At 63.6% G+C, this 15,016-nt stretch carries 17 protein-coding genes; 10 read left to right on the top strand and 7 right to left on the bottom strand.

From position 1 onward, the window contains the following. The first annotated feature begins 55 nt into the window (after positions 1-55). Genes M2281_RS23465 through M2281_RS23455 form a run of 3 tightly spaced genes read left to right on the top strand, consistent with a single transcriptional unit; the run spans position 56 to position 3,068 of the window. Positions 56-664, top strand: coding sequence for a shikimate kinase (locus M2281_RS23465; RefSeq protein ID WP_280823622.1), 609 nt, complete (start codon positions 56-58; stop codon positions 662-664). Next, a complete protein-coding gene (gene aroB / locus M2281_RS23460) occupies positions 661-1,782 on the top strand; it encodes a 3-dehydroquinate synthase (RefSeq protein WP_280823621.1) in 1,122 nt (373 codons plus the stop codon). Before M2281_RS23465 ends, aroB begins: the two co-directional genes overlap by 4 nt. After that, on the top strand, positions 1,779-3,068 hold the full coding sequence (locus M2281_RS23455) for an HlyC/CorC family transporter (RefSeq protein WP_280823620.1): 1,290 nt from the start codon (positions 1,779-1,781) through the stop codon (positions 3,066-3,068). The genes aroB and M2281_RS23455 overlap by 4 nt, the downstream gene beginning before the upstream one ends. Positions 3,069-3,080: 12 nt before the next feature. Here M2281_RS23455 and M2281_RS23450 read toward each other — a convergent pair whose 3' ends face one another. Further along, positions 3,081-3,383, bottom strand: a complete 303-nt coding sequence (locus M2281_RS23450) for a BolA family protein (RefSeq protein WP_280823619.1) — start codon at positions 3,381-3,383, stop codon at positions 3,081-3,083. A gap of 156 nt (positions 3,384-3,539) precedes the next feature. Between M2281_RS23450 and M2281_RS23445 the strand changes: the two genes are divergently transcribed. The 5 genes from M2281_RS23445 to M2281_RS23425 all read left to right on the top strand — a co-directional run bounded on the left by M2281_RS23445 (position 3,540) and on the right by M2281_RS23425 (position 9,212). After that, positions 3,540-4,160 (top strand): J domain-containing protein, encoded by a 621-nt coding sequence (locus M2281_RS23445; RefSeq protein WP_280823618.1) that lies wholly within the window; start codon positions 3,540-3,542, stop codon positions 4,158-4,160. Between the two features lie 119 nt (positions 4,161-4,279). Continuing rightward, positions 4,280-5,266 (top strand): cobaltochelatase subunit CobS, encoded by a 987-nt coding sequence (gene cobS / locus M2281_RS23440; protein WP_280823617.1) that lies wholly within the window; start codon positions 4,280-4,282, stop codon positions 5,264-5,266. A gap of 5 nt (positions 5,267-5,271) precedes the next feature. Further along, a complete protein-coding gene (gene cobT, locus M2281_RS23435) occupies positions 5,272-7,176 on the top strand; it encodes a cobaltochelatase subunit CobT (RefSeq protein WP_280823616.1) in 1,905 nt (634 codons plus the stop codon). Continuing rightward, complete coding sequence (locus tag M2281_RS23430) at positions 7,173-8,192, top strand: esterase-like activity of phytase family protein (protein WP_280823615.1); 1,020 nt, start codon at positions 7,173-7,175, stop codon at positions 8,190-8,192. The genes cobT and M2281_RS23430 overlap by 4 nt, the downstream gene beginning before the upstream one ends. A gap of 165 nt (positions 8,193-8,357) precedes the next feature. Beyond that, positions 8,358-9,212, top strand: a complete 855-nt coding sequence (locus M2281_RS23425) for an alpha/beta hydrolase (RefSeq protein WP_280823614.1) — start codon at positions 8,358-8,360, stop codon at positions 9,210-9,212. 78 nt (positions 9,213-9,290) lie between these two features. On the opposite strand, the gene M2281_RS23420 is transcribed toward M2281_RS23425, so the two are convergent. Continuing rightward, positions 9,291-10,391, bottom strand: coding sequence for a saccharopine dehydrogenase family protein (locus tag M2281_RS23420; RefSeq protein WP_280823613.1), 1,101 nt, complete (start codon positions 10,389-10,391; stop codon positions 9,291-9,293). A 124-nt stretch (positions 10,392-10,515) separates the two neighbouring features. Here M2281_RS23420 and M2281_RS23415 point away from each other — a divergent pair, with 124 nt between their 5' ends. Then, entirely contained in the window at positions 10,516-10,944 is a 429-nt protein-coding gene (locus M2281_RS23415) for an Lrp/AsnC family transcriptional regulator (protein ID WP_280823612.1), read from the top strand. A 15-nt stretch (positions 10,945-10,959) separates the two neighbouring features. On the opposite strand, the gene M2281_RS23410 is transcribed toward M2281_RS23415, so the two are convergent. The 5 genes from M2281_RS23410 to M2281_RS23390 form a co-directional block, all read right to left on the bottom strand. Further along, positions 10,960-11,655, bottom strand: coding sequence for a spermidine synthase (locus tag M2281_RS23410; protein ID WP_280823611.1), 696 nt, complete (start codon positions 11,653-11,655; stop codon positions 10,960-10,962). A gap of 2 nt (positions 11,656-11,657) precedes the next feature. Beyond that, positions 11,658-12,338: a queuosine precursor transporter gene (locus tag M2281_RS23405; protein WP_280823610.1), complete on the bottom strand. Its 681-nt coding sequence runs from the start codon at positions 12,336-12,338 to the stop codon at positions 11,658-11,660. Positions 12,339-12,434: 96 nt separating this feature from the next. Continuing rightward, positions 12,435-12,728, bottom strand: a complete 294-nt coding sequence (rpmB, locus tag M2281_RS23400) for a 50S ribosomal protein L28 (protein ID WP_280823609.1) — start codon at positions 12,726-12,728, stop codon at positions 12,435-12,437. 125 nt (positions 12,729-12,853) lie between these two features. Then, on the bottom strand, positions 12,854-13,297 hold the full coding sequence (locus M2281_RS23395) for a DUF1284 domain-containing protein (protein ID WP_280823608.1): 444 nt from the start codon (positions 13,295-13,297) through the stop codon (positions 12,854-12,856). Between the two features lie 3 nt (positions 13,298-13,300). Then, the gene (locus tag M2281_RS23390) at positions 13,301-13,894 is read right to left on the bottom strand and encodes a biotin transporter BioY (RefSeq protein ID WP_280823607.1); all 594 of its coding nucleotides are present in this window, start codon (positions 13,892-13,894) and stop codon (positions 13,301-13,303) included. Between the two features lie 259 nt (positions 13,895-14,153). On the opposite strand from M2281_RS23390, the gene M2281_RS23385 reads away from it, so the two are divergent. Continuing rightward, a complete protein-coding gene (locus tag M2281_RS23385; RefSeq protein WP_280823606.1) occupies positions 14,154-14,942 on the top strand; it encodes a DUF3108 domain-containing protein in 789 nt (262 codons plus the stop codon). The last annotated feature ends 74 nt before the right edge of the window (positions 14,943-15,016 follow it).

Below are 15,016 nucleotides of genomic sequence, written 5' to 3'. Positions count from 1 at the left end.
AAGCTTCTGCGCCTAACCCTTGACGCGACATGCGTTTTCATGTCGAAACGCTGGCATGACGAGCGAGACGCCTCACGACCCGACCGACGATATGGCGGAGCTGCTGAAGCGGCTCGGTAACCGCTCCATTGTGTTCGTCGGTCTCATGGGCGCAGGCAAGACCGTGATCGGCCGCCGGGTGGCGACGATGCTCGATCTGCCCTTCATCGACAGCGATCACGAGATCGAAACCGTCTCGCGCATGACCATCCCCGACCTGTTCCAGCGCTATGGCGAGCCGGAGTTCCGCGCGCTCGAGCAGCGCGTCATTCAGCGCGTACTGGAAGGCGGCCCACAGGTGCTGTCGACCGGCGGCGGGGCCTTCATGAATGCGCAAACGCGCGAAGCCGTGGCCGCGCATGGGATTTCGGTGTGGCTCAAGGCGGATATCGACACGCTGATGGAGCGCGTCGGCAGGAAGCCGACCCGGCCGCTGCTGCAGAACGCCGATCCGCGCAGCGTGATGGAGCGGCTGATGGCAGAACGCTATCCGGTCTATGCGACGGCTGACGTGACCGTGCTGACCCGGGAAGAGCGCAAGGAAGTCATCGCCGACGAGGTGGTGGCCGCGCTCGATGAATATTTGGACGGACAGGGCGAAGATGCCCGGGAGAATGCGGTATGACGAGTAGTGGTGCGGTCAAGGTCGAGGTGGGTCTTGGTGACCGGGCCTACGACATCCTGATCGGCTCGGGCCTCGTCGGCCGCGCGGGCGAAGAAATCGCCGCGCGCCTGCCGGGCATTCGGGCAGCGATCGTCACCGACGAGAATGTCGCGCGCGCCCATCTCGACGCGCTGACGGCTTCGCTCGACAAGGCCGGCATCGGCTCAACGGCAATCTTGTTGCCGGCCGGCGAGAAGACAAAGAGCTTTGCGCATCTGCAGGAAGTGGTCGACGGCGTGTTGGCGGCCCGACTGGAGCGCCGCGATGCGGTGATTGCGCTGGGCGGCGGCGTCATCGGCGATCTCACCGGCTTTGCCTCGGGCATCGTGCGGCGCGGCATGAATTTCGTCCAGATCCCGACCTCGCTCCTGGCGCAGGTGGATTCGTCCGTCGGCGGCAAGACCGGCATCAACACGTCGCACGGCAAGAATCTCGTCGGCGTATTCCATCAGCCGAGGCTGGTGCTGGCCGATACCGATGTGCTCGACACGCTGCCCGTTCGCGAGTTCCGGGCCGGTTATGCCGAGGTTGCCAAGTACGGTCTGATCGACCGGCCGGATTTCTTCGCCTGGCTGGAGAAGAACTGGCAGGAAGTTTTTTCGGGCGGACCGGCGCGCACCGAGGCCATTGCCGAATCCTGCCGCGCCAAGGCCGCTGTCGTGGCGCGTGACGAGTTCGAGACGGGCGACCGCGCACTCCTCAATCTCGGCCACACCTTCGGCCACGCGCTCGAAGCCGCGACGAATTATGACGGCACCCGCCTGGTGCATGGCGAGGGCGTCGCCATCGGCATGGCGTTGGCGCATCGCTTCTCGTCGCGCATGAATCTTTGCTCGCCCGACGATGCGGCCCGCGTCGAGGCGCATCTCAAGGCCGTGGGCCTGCCCTGGCGCATGGCCGACATTCCCGGCGAATTGCCGGACGCCGAACGGCTTCTGGCGTATATTGCGCAGGACAAGAAGGTCTCGCGCGGCGCGCTGACCTTCATCCTCACGCGCGGCATCGGCCAGTCTTTCATTGCCAAGGACGTGCCGGCCTCCGAAGTGCTGGCCTTCCTGAAGGAGAACCATCCCGGATGACCATGGAGATCTGGATCACGATCGGGATCATTCTGGTGCTTCTGGTCCTGTCCTTTCTCTTTTCCGGGACCGAGACCAGCATGACGGGCGCCTCGCGCGCGCGCCTGCACTCGCTTGAGCAGGCCGGCAACACGCGTGCGGGCCTCGTGCAGTGGCTGATTGAGCGCAAGGACCGGCTGGTTGGCGCGCTGCTCATCGGCAACAACTTCGCCAACATCCTGGCTTCGGCGCTGGCGACGAGCCTGCTTCTGGAACTGTTCGGCGCCAAGGGCGTGGCCTACGCCACCATCGTCATGACCGTGGTGCTGGTCATTTTCTCCGAAATCCTGCCGAAAAGTTGGGCGCTGGCACGCCCCGAGCAGTTCGCGTTGAGGGTCGCGCCCTTCGCGCGGTTTGCGATCATTGTGTTCGGGCCCCTCTCGGCTGCCGCCAACTGGATCGTGCGCATGCTGCTGTGGCTCTGTGGCGTCAGCCTGTCGAGCGACGAGCCTCTGCTGTCGCCGCATGAGGAGCTGCGCGGAACGGTGGCCGTGCTGCATCGCGAGGGCGGCATGGTCAAGCAGGACCGCGACCGCATGGGCGGGCTGCTCGACCTGCATGAGCTCGAAGTCTCCGACGTGATGGTCCACCGAACCAACATGCGCTCGGTCAATATCGACAATCCGCCCGAGGCGGTGGTGCATGAGATCCTGCAGAGCCCGCACACGCGCATGCCGCTGTGGCGCGGCGCCAGCGACAACATCGTCGGCGTGCTGCACGCCAAGGACCTGCTGAGGGCACTTGAGGAAGTCGGCAACGACTTCACCAAGGTCGACGTGATGAAGATCGCCTCAAAGCCGTGGTTCGTGCCCGACACCACTTCGCTTCAGGACCAGCTCAACGCCTTCCTGCGCCGCAAGGCGCATTTTGCCCTCGTCGTCGACGAATATGGCGAGCTGGAAGGGCTGGTGACGCTGGAGGACATCATCGAGGAGATCGTCGGCGAGATCGCCGACGAGCACGATGTCGACGTGCAGGGCGTGCGCCAGGAGTCGGACGGCTCCATCGTCGTCGACGGCTCGGTGCCGATCCGCGACCTCAACCGCGCGCTCGACTGGAACCTGCCCGACGAGGAAGCGACCACGATTGCGGGCCTCGTCATCCACGAGACCCAGTCGATCCCCGAGGAGCGACAGGCATTTACCTTCCACGGCAAGCGCTTCATCGTCATGAAGCGCGAGAGGAACCGCATCACCCGCATCCGGATCCGGCCGGCGCTCGAAGCGCAGGACAAGGCCGAGCGGTAAAGGGGAGATGACTTATCGCCGGGTCTTCTCGCCGGGAGCGGCGGGTTCGATGGCGAGGGCGTGGACGCCCGCCTTCAGTTCGTCGGCCAGCAGCGCGTTGATCGAGCGGTGGCGGTCGATGCGGCTCATGCCCTCGAAGATGTTGGAGACGATGCGCACGCGAAAATGTGTCTCGCCGGTGCCGTCATACATCACGTGATGGCCAGAATCTTCGTGATGATGCCCGGCGTGCAGGTGGCTTTCGTTGATGACTTCCAACTGCTCCGGCGCATAGGCCGCCGTAAGCTTGGTTTCCATCGAGGCTTTTATGGACATCGTCGTCTCCTTTGCCCACATATGGGGTGTTCATCCGAAAAAGCCGCGGATCTGTTGGTCGATCGATCACTCTTTCCCGATTCATCGGGTTAGAGGGGCGATGTTCGAAATGTCAATTCTTGTTTCGTGGGGCCAATATCCCCTAAATGGGCTGAAATGAAACCCTATCCGAAATATTTCGAGAAGATCCGCGTGCGCCCGGACCCTGAGGCCGAGTCCAAGGCGAGTGCGCCGGTCTGCCAGTGGGACGGCTGCCACGAGGCCGGCACTCATCGCGCGCCCGTGGGCCGACTGCGGGAGGGCGAATATTTCCGCTTCTGCTTCGAGCATGTGCGTGAATACAACAAGGGCTTCAACTATTTCTCGGGCCTCGCCGACAGCGATATCGCGCGCTTCCAGAAGGAAGCGCTGACCGGCCATCGCCCGACCTGGGCCATGGGCACCAATGCCAGCAATGCCAATGTGCGTTCGTCGCCGGAGATGGCGCAACAACGTTCGGGGCGCGCCGGCTACTACCGGAACATCCGCGACCCGTTCAACATGTTCGGCACCAACCACGGTGCCCCGCGCGAGCGCAAGGCCAAGCCCCTTGAGGCCAAGGCGCTGGAAACGCTTGGCCTTACCACAAAGGCGACTGGCGCAGACATCAAGGCGCGCTATAAGGAACTCGTAAAACGCCATCATCCGGACGCGAATGGTGGAGACAGGGGTTCGGAGGATCGATTCCGCGATGTGCTGCAAGCATATCGCGTGCTCAAGCAAGCCGGCTTGTGTTGAGCGACAGGTTTGAATGAGCATTCCGCCACGGCTTCCGCCCGAAAGGAAAAGGCTCTAAGACCACTCCCGGACAAGGCTAGATTGACGGTGGAGGATATGCCTCCGCCTGTGGAGATGTGATGAACAAGGTCGACCGCGACATTGCAAACCTGCCCGATACGACCGTGTCGGTGAAAGAAAAGTTCGGCTTCGAGTCGAAGATGGTTGTGCCTGCCTATTCGGTGGCCACCGAGCACGTACCGGACATCGACCCGGACTATTTGTTCGATCAGGCGACCACCATGGCCATCCTTGCGGGCTTTGCCTACAACCGCCGCGTGATGGTTTCTGGCTATCACGGCACCGGCAAGTCGACGCACATCGAACAGGTCGCTGCGCGCCTCAACTGGCCTTGCGTACGCGTCAACCTCGACAGCCATGTCAGCCGTATTGACCTCGTCGGCAAGGATGCGATCGTGGTCAAGGATGGCCTCCAGATCACCGAGTTCAAGGACGGCATCCTGCCCTGGGCCTACCAGCACAACGTCGCGCTGGCGTTCGACGAATACGACGCCGGCCGCCCGGACGTGATGTTCGTGATCCAGCGCGTGCTGGAATCGTCGGGCCGCCTGACCTTGCTCGACCAGAGCCGCGTCATCCGCCCGCATCCGGCCTTCCGCCTGTTCGCCACCGCCAACACGGTGGGCCTGGGCGACACCACCGGCCTCTATCACGGCACGCAGCAGATCAACCAGGCGCAGATGGACCGCTGGTCGATCGTCACCACGCTGAACTACCTGCCGCACGACAATGAAGTGGCGATCGTGCTGGCCAAGTCGAAGCACTATCGCAACGACAAGGGCCGCGAGATCGTCAACAAGATGGTGCGCGTGGCCGACATGACTCGCTCGGCCTTCATCAATGGCGACCTGTCGACCGTGATGAGCCCGCGTACGGTCATCACCTGGTCGGAAAACGCCGAGATCTTCGACAATGTCGGCATGGCCTTCCGGCTGACCTTCCTCAACAAGTGCGACGAGCTCGAACGCCCGATCGTGGCTGAGTTCTATCAGCGCGCCTTCGGTGAGGACCTGCCCGAATCCTCGGTCAACGTGGTTCTGGGATAAGACACGTGGCAGGGGCGGGCGACAACACACGCGGCAGGCCCAAGGCGGGCGGCGATACGGACGCCTTCAAGCGTTCGATCACCGTCTGCATGCGCGCCATTTCCGGCGACAACCAGTTCGAGGTCGCCTTTGCCAAGGACAGGCCGGCTCTGGCCGGCAGTCGTGCCCGTCTGCCCGAACTGCCCAAGAAGGCATCCAAGGCAGACATCGCGATCACCCGTGGTCTCGGCGACTCCATGGCGCTGAGGCGCGCCTGCCACGACAACCGCATCCACGCCAAGCTGGCGCCGGAGGGCAAGCAGGCACGCGCGGTGTTCGACGCCGTGGAGCAGGCCCGTGTCGAGGCAATCGGCAGCCGGGCGCTGACGGGCGTGGGAGACAACATCTCCCAGATGCTCGAGGACAAATACATCAAGGCCAATCTCGCCGACGTGCGCGAGCAGGCCGACGCGCCGCTCGAGGAAGCAGTGGCGCTGATGGTGCGCGAGAAGCTCACCGGCCGCCCGGTGCCCAAGAGCGGCGAGAAGCTGGTTTCGCTCTGGCGCGACTGGATCGAGGAAAAGGCCGGCACCGACTTCGACGACCTCGCTTCCAAGCTCGGCGACCAGCAGGCTTTCGCACGCGTCGTTCGCGACATGCTCGCCTCGATGAACATGGCCGAGGAACTGGGCGACGACGAACAGTCCGAGGAAAGCGAGGAGGACAGCGAGGACCAGCCCGAGGGCAGCGAGCAGAACGAGGATAGCGGCGAGGACGATTCCGGCGCCGACCAGTCGCAGCCCGAAGAGTCCGAAGCCTCTGCCGAGGAAGACCAGGCCGGTGAGATGGAGGCATCCGATGCCACGTCCGACGAGATGTCGGACGAGGAGGACGCCGACGCCGAAACGCCAGGCGAGGCGCGCCGCAAGGACGATCCCTTCGCCAATTTGCCGCGCGAGATCGACTACAAGGTCTACACCACCGCTTTCGACGAGACGGTGGGGGCCGAAGACCTTTGCGAGGAAGAGGAGCTCGACCGGCTCCGCGCCTTCCTCGACAAGCAGCTGGCCAATCTGCAGGGTGTGGTCGGCCGTCTCGCCAACCGCCTGCAGCGTCGCCTGATGGCGCAGCAGAACCGCTCCTGGGATTTTGACCTCGAAGAAGGCTATCTCGACACCGCCCGCCTGATGCGCGTGGTCATCGACCCAATGCAGCCGCTCTCCTTCAAGCAGGAGCGCGACACCAAGTTCCGCGACACGGTCGTAACCCTGGTGCTCGACAATTCGGGCTCGATGCGCGGCCGTCCGATCACGGTCGCGGCAACCTGCGCCGACATTTTGGCCCGTACGCTGGAGCGCTGCGGCGTTTCGGTCGAGATTCTCGGCTTCACCACCCGCGCCTGGAAGGGCGGGCAGGCGCGCGAGAAGTGGCTGAAGGACGGCAAGCCTGCCAACCCCGGCCGCCTGAACGATCTGCGCCACATCATCTACAAGAGCGCCGACACGCCCTGGCGGCGCGCGCGGCGCAATCTCGGCCTGATGATGCGCGAGGGTCTGCTGAAGGAGAACATCGACGGCGAGGCCTTGCTCTGGGCGCATCAGCGCCTGATCGCCCGGCCCGAACAGCGCAAGATCCTGATGATGATCTCGGACGGCGCGCCGGTCGACGATTCGACGCTGTCGGTCAATCCGGGCAACTATCTGGAGCGCCACCTGCGCGCGGTCATCGAGCTGATCGAGACGCGCTCGCCGGTTGAGCTTCTGGCCATCGGCATCGGCCATGACGTGACCCGCTACTATCGCCGCGCGGTCACCATCGTCGACGCCGAGGAACTGGCCGGCGCCATGACCGAGCAGCTCGCCTCGCTGTTCGCCGAGGAGACTGCACGCGACACGCGCCGCGGTGGCGGCCGCCTCCGCGCCGCTGGATGAGGTTGCTCCCAGCCCGTCTGCTTGGGCTTTTGCTGGCGGCGGCGGTGGGCGTGGCAAGTGTCGCGCCGGTTTATGCCGCCCCAGCGCCCGTCGAGCGCATGGATGTCTCGACGCGGCAGATCATCCGCTTCGAGATCGGCCGTGACCGCACGCAGTTCGGCCCGCTGGAATTCATCGGCGGGTTCGAGCTGAAGGCGTCGTCGCCCCATTTCGGCGGATTCTCGGCCATGCGCTTCCTGACGCCGGGCGAGGATTTCATCGGCGTGGCCGATACCGGCTTCTGGTTCTTCGGCAAGGTAACGCGCGACGCCGAGCAGCGGCCGACCGGCATGGCCGATTTCCGCATGGTGCAGATGGTCGATGAGGCCGGCGAGCCGATCGACGAAAAATGGCGCGTCGATGCCGAAAGCTTGGCCGTGAAGGGCAAGATCGCCACGGTCGGCTTCGAGCGCGACCACCGCATCGCCGACTTCCATATCGATCCGGACGACATGCGGGCGCCGTTCAGGCAGCTCGATTTCCTGGTGCCGAAGCACGAATTGCGGCTCAACCGCAGCTTCGAGACGCTCGCCTATGCGCCGGAAGGCGGTGCGCTAGAGGGGGCGCTGGTGGCCGTCACCGAACGCAGCCTGGACAAACAGGGCAATGTCTTTGCCGCCGTGCTCTCCGGGCCGCAAAAGGGCGTGTTCACGGTGGTGCGCAGCGATGGCTTCGACGTCACCGACGGCGCCTTCCTGCCCAATGGCGACCTGCTTCTGCTGGAGCGCAGCTTCACCCTCATGAAGGGGCTCAGGATGCGGCTGCGCCGCCTGCCTGCCGACAGTATCGGCAAGGGCAAGGTCGCCGACGGGCCGGTGCTGATGCAGGCGGGCATGCGCTACCAGATCGACAATATGGAAGCGCTGGATGTGTGGCGGCGCGGCGACGGCGCGCTGATCGTGTCGCTGATGTCCGACGACAACCAGTCGATCCTGCAGCGCAGCCTCTATCTCGAATTCCGGCTCCAGGGCGAATAGTCCGCCGCCTGGCGCAACCCTCAGATTAGCCTATCCCCTTTTTGCCGCATCGCCTGCCGGTTGCCGACGCCCGATTCCGGCATAAGTTGTGTTCTTTGGAACCGATTTCTTCAATTGGCAGCTGAAATTCCAGGCCCTTTGGACCTGGGAACAAGAGGAATTGCCATGTCTGATGCAATCGATATCGCCGAGACCGACGACAAGTTCATAGGCGTTGGTGGCCTCGGCATCTTCTTCCGATCCTGGCGCCCTGAAGGCAAGCCTCGCGGCGTGGTGGTGATCGTCCACGGCTTCAACGCCCACAGCGGCTACTATCAATGGGTGGCCCGCCAGCTCGTCGCGCAGGGGCTCGCCGTCTATGCGCTCGACCTGAGGGGGAGGGGGCACTCGGATGGCGAGCGCTACTATATCGACAGCTTCGCCGACTATGTCAGCGACGTTTCCAGCATGGTCCATATCGCCAAGTCGCGCGAAAGGGGATTGCCGGCCTTCCTGCTTGGCCACAGTGCTGGCGGGGTCGTCTCCTGCATCTATGCCGTCGAGAACCAGTCCGAGCTGGCCGGGCTCATCTGCGAGAGTTTTGCCCATCAGGTACCGGCGCCCGACTTTGCGCTAGCCGTGCTGAAAGGGCTGAGCCATGTCGCCCCGCACGCGCATGTGCTGGCCTTGAAGAACGAGGATTTTTCGCGCGATCCGGCGGTGGTCAAGACGATGAACGCCGACCCGCTCATCGCCCACGAATCGCAGCCGACCAAGACGGTCGCCGAAATGGTGCGCGCCGACGAGAGGCTGAAGAAGGAATTTCCGCGTATCACCGTGCCGCTGCTCATCCTGCACGGCACGGCCGACAAGGCCACCAAGCCGCGTGGCAGCAAGCTCTTCTTCGACACGGCCGGATCGTCCGACAAGACGCTGAAGCTCTATGAGGGCCATCACCACGACCTGCTCAACGATGTCGGCAAGGAACAGGTCATGCAGGACATCATTGACTGGATCGACGCCCGCCTTCCGGCCAAATGAACGCGAAGGCCCGGATGCCTTGGGGCATCCGGGCCTTCTGATATGGTCTTCAGTCAGGAGCCAGGCTCCCGAAGGGACTTACGCAGCCAGCGTGGAGCTGACGGCCTGGGCGTAGTTGCGGCCGAAGCGGTTGGCGAGGAAGACGTCGAGCGCGATGTCTTCCTGGCGGACAAAGCCCTTCTGCGGCAGATCGCCGTTGGCCAGCATGTCGAGCACGGCGCAGATGCCGGAAGCCGTGGTGATCTGGATGGCGCTGCGCACCATATCGCCGACGCGGCGGGCGTAGATCTTGTTGGCGTAGGTTTCCTGCAGGAGGCGGCCGTTCTTGCGGCCCGAGACGGTGACGAAGATCACCACCACGTCCTGCAGCGTCGCCGGCAGGGCGTTTTCAAAAATGTCCTTGAGCACTTCGCGGCGATGGCGCAGGCCGAGATCGTTCAGGAGCGCCTTCATCAGCGCCACGTGGCCCGGATAGCGGATGGTGCGGTAGTTGAGCGTACGCACCTTGCCTTTCAGCGTCTCGCAGAGCGTGCCGAGACCGCCCGAGGTGTTGAAGGCCTCGTAGGTCACGCCGTCGAGCGAGAATTCCTCGCGCTCTTCCAGCGCCGGCACTTCCGTCAGCTCGCCGTTCACGATGGCTTCGCACGGCTCGATATATTCGTTGATGACGCCGTCCGTGCTCCAGGTGAGGTTATAGTTCAGAGCGTTCGACGGGTACTGCGGCAGGGCGCCGACGCGCATGCGCAGGCTGTCCAGCGTGTCGAAGTTCTTGGCCAGATCGCTGGCGACGATGGAGATGAAGCCCGGCGCCAGGCCGCACTGCGGGATGAAGGTGCTGGTGGCGCTGGCCGCCAGTTCCTTGACGCGACGGGTGCTGGCGACGTCCTCGGTGAGGTCGAGGTAATGCACGCCGGTCTTGGCGGCTGCCTCGGCGATCTTCGTGGTGAGGTGGAAGGGAGCTGCGCTCAGCACGGCGAACTTGCCGGCAAGCACGCCTTCCAGCGCGCCGTCCTGTCCGATGTCGAGCTGGCGCGTGGCGACCTTGCCGCCGACTTCCAGCGCGTCGAGCTGCGCCTGCGAGCGGTCCACCACGGTGACGCTATAGTCGCCCGTGTCGGCCAGCATGTCTGCAATGGTTGCACCGATTTTTCCGGCGCCGACGATGACGATCTCTTTCATGGCAATGCCCCTCGAAAAGTAAAAATCTGACCTTGTTTGTAGGGGCGTGTCACGTCGGATGACAGTATCGCTTCGTACAAAACATCGATACAACCTAAGCAGTTCGCCGATAGGATTGCGCATAATGACGACCGATGCCGACCGTGCCCTGATTGCCCTGCTGCGCGAGAATGCGCGTGCCTCCACCGCCGAGCTGGCGCGCAGGCTTGGCGTGTCGCGCACCACGGTGCAAAGCCGGCTGGAGCGGCTGGAAAAGAGCGGAGTGATTGACGGATACAGCGTGAAGCTGTCGCCCGACTACGAGAAAAACCTCGTCCGGGCGCACATTTTGGTCACAGCACTACCCAAGCTGGCGGCCTCCGTCGAGGCGGTGCTGCGGCGCATTCCGGAGGTGCGCACGCTGCATTCGGTGAGCGGGAATTTCGACATGATCATCATCGTGGAAGCGCCCTCGGTGCGCGATCTCGATGCGCTGATCGATCGCATCGGCGCGCTCGAGGGCGTCGAGCGCACGCTGTCGTCGATCATCCTGTCGACGCGGATAGATCGCTGAAACAGAGGGCGCGAATCAGGCCCGTTGCTTGTCGCCTGATTCGCCCGGCTTGGTAGCGAGCCAGATTATGTGCCGCGCGCCGCGCTTGCCGCCTGCGCGAGCCTTCACTTCCTCAGTGGCAAAACCTGCCTGCCGCAGCCGGTTGGTGAAGGCACGATCCGGCCCGGAAGACCATACGGCCAGCACGCCGCCGGGGCGCAATGCGGTGCGGGCGCAGTTCAGTCCAGCGTGGCTGTAGAGAGAATCGTTGGCCGGACGGGTCAGGCCTTCAGGGCCATTGTCTACGTCCAGCAGGATGGCATCGTAGAGCGACTTGGCGGAGTTGATCAGCGCGCCGACATCCCCTTCGCGGACAGTCACGCGCGGATCGTCGAGGCAGTTGCCGAACACTTCCGCCATGGGCCCTCGCGCCCAGGCGACGACCGAAGACACCAATTCCGCGACGGTTACACGGGCGTCGGCGCCAAGTTCGGAAAGGGCTGCGCGGAGCGTAAAGCCCATGCCCAGCCCGCCGATCAGCATATGCGGCGATCGGCGCGCGCCGATCCGCTCGCAGGACAGCTTCGCAAGCGCCTCCTCCGAGCCGCTGAGACGACTGTTCATCAGCTCGTTGGTCCCGAGCATGATTGAAAATTCCGTGCCGCGCTTCTTCAGGCGAAGCTCGCCACCGCCCGGCGCAGATGCAGAATCAAGCTGGACCCAGGGCAGCATGTCTAAGCGGTCACCGCCGGCTGGCTCCAGCGCGCGGCGATGAGCCGATAGGGAATCAGCGCGAAGATCGCGATCAGCAGCTTCATCGACAGGTCGCCCAGCGCCCAGGACTGCCAGCGCGCGGCTTCCGTCTGCAGGACGCCGAACAGCGGCGCGTTCTCCAGCGCGAAGGGCTCGTTGGGGCCCATGAAGGCAAAGGCCGGTGCGAAGGCGATGGAGAAGAAGATGACCGTATCGATGACCGAGCCGACCAGCGAGCCGAACACCGGCGCACGCCACCAGCTCTGCTTGCGCAGCCAGTTGAACACGGTGACGTCGAGCAACTGGCCGAACAGGAACGCTGCACCCGAGGCAGTGGCGATGCGCGCCAGCCGATCGATGGGCGTGCCGATCTCGATCAGGCCAAAGCGGAACAGCAGCGGCGGCACGATGATCGAGCAGATCACGGCGGTCATGAAGCCGATGAACACCACGCGGCGCGCCATATGCGGGCCATAGCGCCGGTTGGCGAGATCGGTCACGAGAAAAGCGGCGGGATAGCTGAAGGCGCCCCAGGTCAGGATGTCGGCAAGCTGCAGGGAGCCGACCTGTCCTTGCACGGGAAACTGCACAAGGATGTTCGATGCCACGACGACGAGCGCCATGGCGACCACAAAGGGCAAATAACGTGTAGAAGAATTCATTTTTTTAGCCTGGGTGATGGAACCAGTGGAGCGCGACTTCGGTCAAAACGACCCGTCGCGCTCGCTGTCAGGCGGTTGTCCCCCGCCGGAAAGAAATCAGGCCGTCTGTTCGGCCAGCTTCTTGGCGACCTGCTTCTTCAGCAGGCGGGCGCGCTGCGACAGCTCGGCAGCGTCCGCCTTGGCCAGGAAGGCGTCGAGGCCACCGCGATGCTCGACCGAACGCAGGGCGTTGGCCGAAATGCGCAGGCGCACGTTCTGGTTCAGCGCTTCGGAGATCAGCGTCACGTTGACGAGATTCGGCAGGAAGCGACGCCGAGTCTTGTTGTTGGCGTGGCTAACATTGTTGCCGGTCATAACGGCCTTGCCGGTCAATTCACAAGCGCGAGACATTTTCACTACCTTCGTTCTAAACGGGCCAATGCGACTGCGGCGCACCATCAAAGTGCATGGCGCGCAGTCTGGTCAAGCGGCCGCATGGAAAAGTTGGCGTTCCATAGTGGGAATCAAACCACCCGTCAAGGGCAGGGCAGCTTGCGCTCGATCACGAGACGCGTATTCGGGAAGTTGCCCTCAGCTATCGCTGTGCAGAGATCATGCCATTCGCAGCCGGTGCAGGCCGGGCGGATTTCCCCGGTGCGGAAGGCGGCGCGCAGTTCGGCCAGTTTGCCTGCGTCGAGCACAAGGCGTTCGCCCGGAGCGATCGGCCGGCCAAGCAATTCTTCCACGGCTTTCTCCGCACTTTCGTCCCGCTCGATCACGCTCTGGCCGAAGCAGTGCTCGTCCTTGTCGGCCAGAAGCGGTGTGCAGATGTCGTCCGGGCCGGCGACGAGAAGCATGTCTTCTCCGGCGCCGAGCCGTTCGACGATCTTGTCGTAGTTCGCCGTAAATGCGCCCGTGTAGCCCTTGCCGACATAGGTCAGCATACAGAGCAGGTGATGGGCGCGGATACGGACGGTCATTTGTTACGCCTTGGACTTGCCGGCGCGGCGGGTCGCTTCGACGCTCGCGGTTGCCAGTGCCGACTTGACGATAGCGCCAAGGACGAAGGGCGTCACGCCATAGGTGATGGCATCGCTGACGCCGATCAGCGCAGCCAGCCAGGCGCCGCCCATGACCAGGATGAAGGCATTGCCGAGAAGCATGGCGGTAAAGCTGCGCAGAAGCTTGCCGCTGCCGGTCCAGCCACGCTCGGCCAGCCAGCCAACCAGGGCAGCGGCGAGCGGGAAGGCGAAGAGATAGCCAGCCGTCGGGCCTGCGAAGTGAGCGATGCCGCCGGCGCCGCCTGCGAGAACCGGCATGCCGACAACCGCCTCGCCAAGCCAGGCCAGCACGGTGATTGCACCAAGGCGCCAGCCATAGAGCGCGCCGATCAGCGTAACCGCAAAGGTCTGCATGGTCATCGGCACGGGAATCATCGGCACCTCGACCCAGGACGAGGCGGACAGAAACAGTGTGCCCAGAGCCACGACGGCGGCGCGCAAAGCAAGCGGCCTGTCGGCCAGGCGAAGGGGCACGAAGGCCCTGCCGGCGGTCGCGGCGGAAATGGGGTTGTTCATGCAAAAGTCTCCAGATTTCGGAAGGTCCCGGATGGCACTGGCCTTCGGCCATCGTACATCGCAAGGGGAGTAAGCTATCCCATAGTCTGATGGTGCAGCGCAATAAGGGTGCTGCAAACCCCGCCGGCTCGCGTGCGCCCGGGGACTGGCGAGGTGCTGACTCTGGCCCATATATCTGCCGGATTTATGCGTTTGATGGCCTTTGAAGGGACTTTTCGCGCGTCCGGTTCCGGATGCGTCAGGCATGAGGGCGCCCCCCATGGCGAATATTTTTCCGACGGTTTCGACGGCAGCTGCCGTCATTTTCGTGTCGCTGTATGCAGAAGCGGCTTCCGCCGCCTCGTTCCGCAGCGAATATGTCGTCTCCTACCTTGGTCTCACGATTGCGCGGTCCAAGTTCGAGAGCTCCTTCGACGGCGACAAGTTCTCCGTCAGCGGCAGCATGTCGAGCGCGGGCATTGCGCAGATATTCGACGACACCAAGGGCACGGTCAAAACCACGGGAAGCTTCGCGGGGAACGATCCGAGGCCGGAAGGTTTCGTGACCAACTACACCTCCGGCAAAAAGAAGAAGAAAACCGAGATCGGCTTTTCGGGCGCCAGCGTCGGCAAGGTGGTCAACATTCCGCCGCTCGACAAGCATGGAGACGACTGGGTGCCGGTGAGTGACGGCGATCTGCGGGCGGTGACCGACCCGCTTTCGGCAACGCTGATCCGCGCCGACAAGCCGGAGAATGTCTGCGGCCGCACGGTCAAGATGTTCGACGGCGAGATGCGCGCCAATCTGGTGCTGAGCTACGTATCGACTGGGCCGATTTCGATCCCGGGATATTCGGGCGATGCGATCGTCTGCAGCGCGCGATTCGTGCCGGTGGGGGGCTACAAGAAGAACCACAAGTCGATCGAGTATCTGAAAAACCGCGCCCAGATCGCCATCTCGTTTGCGCCTGTCGGTTCAACCGGGGTATACGCGCCTATCTACGCCACGGTTGGCACTCAGATCGGAACGATCACAATCCAGGCGAGGAAGTTCGAAGCGCTGGACTAGAGCGGTCATCCGGATGCCTTATGCCGCTCTATCTGATTATCAGCCGCCAAGCGCTGCCTGGCTGCAAAATGCTC

Origin of the sequence: Pseudaminobacter soli (ex Li et al. 2025) (assembly GCF_029892515.1) — a bacterium.
In the GTDB taxonomy this organism is placed as follows: Bacteria; Pseudomonadota; Alphaproteobacteria; order Rhizobiales; family Rhizobiaceae; genus Pseudaminobacter; species Pseudaminobacter soli_A.
This window is presented reverse-complemented; position numbering and strand designations above follow the sequence as displayed.